The 3,745-nt window shown below is 38.2% G+C and carries 3 protein-coding genes and 1 pseudogene; 3 read left to right on the top strand and 1 reads right to left on the bottom strand.

All coding sequences use genetic code 11. From position 1 onward, the window contains the following. The 3 genes and pseudogenes from F6K37_RS34560 to F6K37_RS34550 all read left to right on the top strand — a co-directional run. Positions 1-501: pseudogene (locus F6K37_RS34560) on the top strand (transposase); the annotation flags it as partial. 406 nt (positions 502-907) lie between these two features. Beyond that, complete coding sequence (lepB, locus tag F6K37_RS45820; protein WP_009149709.1) at positions 908-1,942, top strand: signal peptidase I; 1,035 nt, start codon at positions 908-910, stop codon at positions 1,940-1,942. Between the two features lie 67 nt (positions 1,943-2,009). Beyond that, positions 2,010-2,486 carry a GUN4 domain-containing protein gene (locus tag F6K37_RS34550; RefSeq protein ID WP_009149707.1) on the top strand — a complete coding sequence of 159 codons (477 nt, stop codon included), beginning with the start codon at positions 2,010-2,012 and terminating at the stop codon, positions 2,484-2,486. 730 nt (positions 2,487-3,216) lie between these two features. Here the strand turns inward: F6K37_RS34550 and F6K37_RS34545 are convergent. Further along, positions 3,217-3,745, bottom strand: a 529-nt coding sequence (locus F6K37_RS34545; RefSeq protein WP_287255332.1) for an EF-hand domain-containing protein, incomplete at its 5' end; no start/stop codon positions are given.

The following is a 3,745-nucleotide window of genomic DNA, read 5'->3' as shown; positions in this document are numbered from 1 at the left end:
AATCCTTTTGCTGTGATTGTGGCTGCACATCGCACCACTCAGCAAACTGTTCAAAATCCCGAGGGACGGTATCAGGGCAAATTAACCATTGCCAAGAGTCTTTATCAACGAGGGTATAGTAGACAAGATATCCTAGAATTATTCCGGCTCATCGACTGGATGATGACATTACCGGATAGCTTTCAGATTGGGTTTAAACAGCAAGTCAGACGTTTTGAGGAGGAAAGCACAATGCCCTATGTTACCAGTATAGAGCGCCTTGCTCGTAAAGAGGGGATGGAAGAAGGCATTCTCCAAACTAGTCGAGAGACTCTTTTGGAAGTCCTTCAGGTACGATTTGAGGATGTGCCAAGGGAGTTGGTTGAGACAATTAACCAGATTGAGTCGGTCTCTGTGTTGAAAACCTTGCATCGACAAGGAATTACTATTGCTTCTGTTGAAGAGTTTCAGGGTTGGCTTGACCAATTGCTATCTTTTGAGCAGGAACAGGAGGAAGGTTGAATAGGGTGCATCTTTTTGTTGTAAATCTATAAATCAGGGGAGGGTGGGGAGGGTGGGCAGATGGGGGGATAGGGGAGATTTTTATTCAGGGTAATTATCCTGAGATGATATTAGCCTTCAATGGTCGTATTTTTGCAAAAGTGAGTCCACCCGGTTGAATACCGGTTATAGGGAGATAGATTCGGAAGTTTAAAAGGGGAGAGCGATGTTCCAAAAGAACCGCTTTGCGAACGCACATGTTGAAAATCATACCCTGATTCAGCAACGCCGTAATTTTTAGTTAAATTTAGTTAAATGATTTAACAATTCGAGATAAATCATTATGGAATAGATGTGAGAGTGTATGGTAATGTGAGCTAAAAAGGTGCAAAATTCGAGTATCATCAGGTTGTTGTAAAAGCAATTCATGTCTCAATCAGGACAAATTTTATCTCAATCTAATTCGGGAAAAGAACCTTGGCTGGCGGTCAATTTATCATCTTTTTGGCCGGGATTAGGTCAACTCTATGGAGGCAAATCCATTCGAGGATGGATTTTGATAGTTACTGAAATTCTCTTATTGAGTTTGGGTGTATGGTTAATAGTTTTTGACACGACGACAAATACAGGTCTCGGTTTCATTTTTTTGATAGCTGCTATAATAATTAGTTTATGGAATCTTTTTGATGCCTATAGTTGTACTAGAAAAGTCAATAATTTAAGCTTTGAACGCCTAAGGAAAGACAATAAAGATCCGTGGCTAGCTGTTTTTTTATCAAGAATAATTCCAGGACTGGGTCATTTCTATCTAAAAAAATATTTAATTGGTATTTTATTATTGGTTTTATTTATAGCCTCAACCATTTTCCCATTAGCTCCAATTATTTTTCAAGGTATTGTTGCATATTACGCTTATGTGGCATCACCAGTTCGTAGAGAAAGAACAAAAAACACTATAATCATCGTTGCTATTTTCATAATTTTGACTGCTTTGATTGCGCCCTTATCGAGAAATCTGGTAGAAGCTCGCTATATCCCATCAGGATCAATGCTGCCGACACTGCAAATTAATGATCGTTTAATTATCAACAAGTGGAGTTACTCTTTCCAAGAGATACAACGAAAAGATATTGTAGTTTTTTTGCCAACGGAGAAACTAAAAGAGCAAAATTTTAAAGATGCATTTATTAGTCGGATCATTGGTCTCCCAGGAGATAAGATAGAAGTCAATGGTGGCAAGGTTTATGTTAATAATCAACCGTTGGAAGAAAACTATATTGAAGAACCCCCTCAGTACAGCTGGGGTCCTGTAACAGTGCCGCCTGATTCTTACACTGTCCTAGGAGATAACCGTAATAATAGTTATGACAGTCACCATTGGGGATTTGTCCCTAGGGAAAATATTATTGGGAAAGCTACTAAACGATTTTGGCCTCTGGATCGGGCTGGTGCCATAAAGTAACAATAGAGCTGGTCAATCCTCTACCTTTTCCTAAGGCTATTAACGTAAAACTTCGGCAGGTATTACGATGAGTAACGATAATTATTATCCAAGACATAGCGTTGATTATTCAAAGCTACAGCAGCTTCTTTCGGAAGGTAAGTGGAGAGAAGCAGACTATGAGACATACCTTGTAATGCTAGAAGTAGTTGGTCGTAAAGAGGGAGATTGGATCAGACCAGAAGAGATAAAAAACTTTCCCACTACTGACCTCTTAGCTATTGATAAGTTATGGATAAAATATAGTTCCGATAAATTTGGATTTAGTATCCAAAAGAAAATTTATATTGATAATAAACAATCTGTAGAAAAATTATCAATACAAGACTCTGGAATCATATCTAATGAGTCGGTTGAGTTTGTCAAGCGTGTTGGTTGGCAGATGGATAGTTACAAAGATCTGATCTTTGACATTACTCAAGCACCGAAAGGACATTTACCTGGATGCTGGGCGTTTCGATTTTTTGGTTTTGGTTGGTATCTCATGTCGCACAAGGGGATATAGTTTAAATGTTTGCTCTTGAGTGCCGGTGCCACCAAAGCAGATACCTGTCTATCCCTCATTCATCCCGTAATTCAGCAACGCTGAATTTAAATATCCTATCTAAGGATGCTATTTTCCTTTGGAACCGCTTCGCGAACGCAAACAAAAACCTCCCGGAATAAAAGCGTTAAACTGTGGAAAAGTCCTGCTCAAGGGAGTCTTTATTTACTATAATTATATCAACTAATTTTTATGTTATATTGGCGTCAATTATTATCCCCGATTCCCGATTCCCGATTCCCGATTCCCGATTCCCGATTCCCTTAATTTTATGGATAATGATATCGTTTTGTTTCTAGCTACTGTTGGTTTACTGATCCTGTATCTGGTATTTTCTGCCCTAACTGAAATGGGTACTAAGTTTCCTTGGAAGAAATAGTTGATGGGTTTTATCAAGTGGTATAGCGCTACGGGTAAGTCAGAAGTCAGAAGTCAGAAGTCAGAAGTAAGCTATGACTAAGTTTCGGAGTTTAGGAATGTCAAACACCTTAATGCGTAGTGCTATATAGTAAATAATCTGGGTATCCCTTGTTGTGTAAGAAGTTTAGGACTAACTAAATAGCAAGAGGTCTACCCAGTCTTATTGATTTCTACATCTATTGGACAATAAAATATTGCCAAATAAAATTCGGTAATGTCTGAACGTCGAATTCGAGCCATGGAAAATAGCTGAGATTAATACCGTAAAAATTTAATAAGAACCCCAAAAGTAATTTCCCGGAGATTTTGGGTTATCACTGCGTAAAAATTCATCCATCAAGGTAAAAAGCTCTTCCTGAGAGATATGTCCATCACTATTCAAATCGAGTTTGCAAAAATTTTCCCTTGCCCAACTAGCATCAACACCATAGGCACTTACTAAATCTACATACTCTTGCTGACTAATTTCTCCATTGTCATCCTCATCAAGTAAAGCAAAAAAGACATCACATTGCAATTGAATAAGGGGTTCATAGGCATCTGAGTGAATCAGATTGTCGTAATACTTAAACCATTCCTCAAGGGTGATTTCTGCATCGCTGTTTTGATCAGCCAAACTCAAGTTATTCCACATGGAAACCAAGATTGAACGCAGATAAGCATATTGCCAAGAATTAGGTTTTAGCCCTCGTGAACTAGCCAGTTTATTCAAAATCAGATGAAAATCATCTTGGTTGAGAGTTCCACCTGAATCAGCATCGATATTATTGAATAATGTTGTTAATTTTTTTTGTTGTAAT

Origin of the sequence: Moorena sp. SIO4E2, from assembly GCF_010671945.1 — a bacterium.
In the GTDB taxonomy this organism is placed as follows: domain Bacteria; phylum Cyanobacteriota; class Cyanobacteriia; order Cyanobacteriales; family Coleofasciculaceae; genus Moorena; species Moorena producens.
This window is presented reverse-complemented; position numbering and strand designations above follow the sequence as displayed.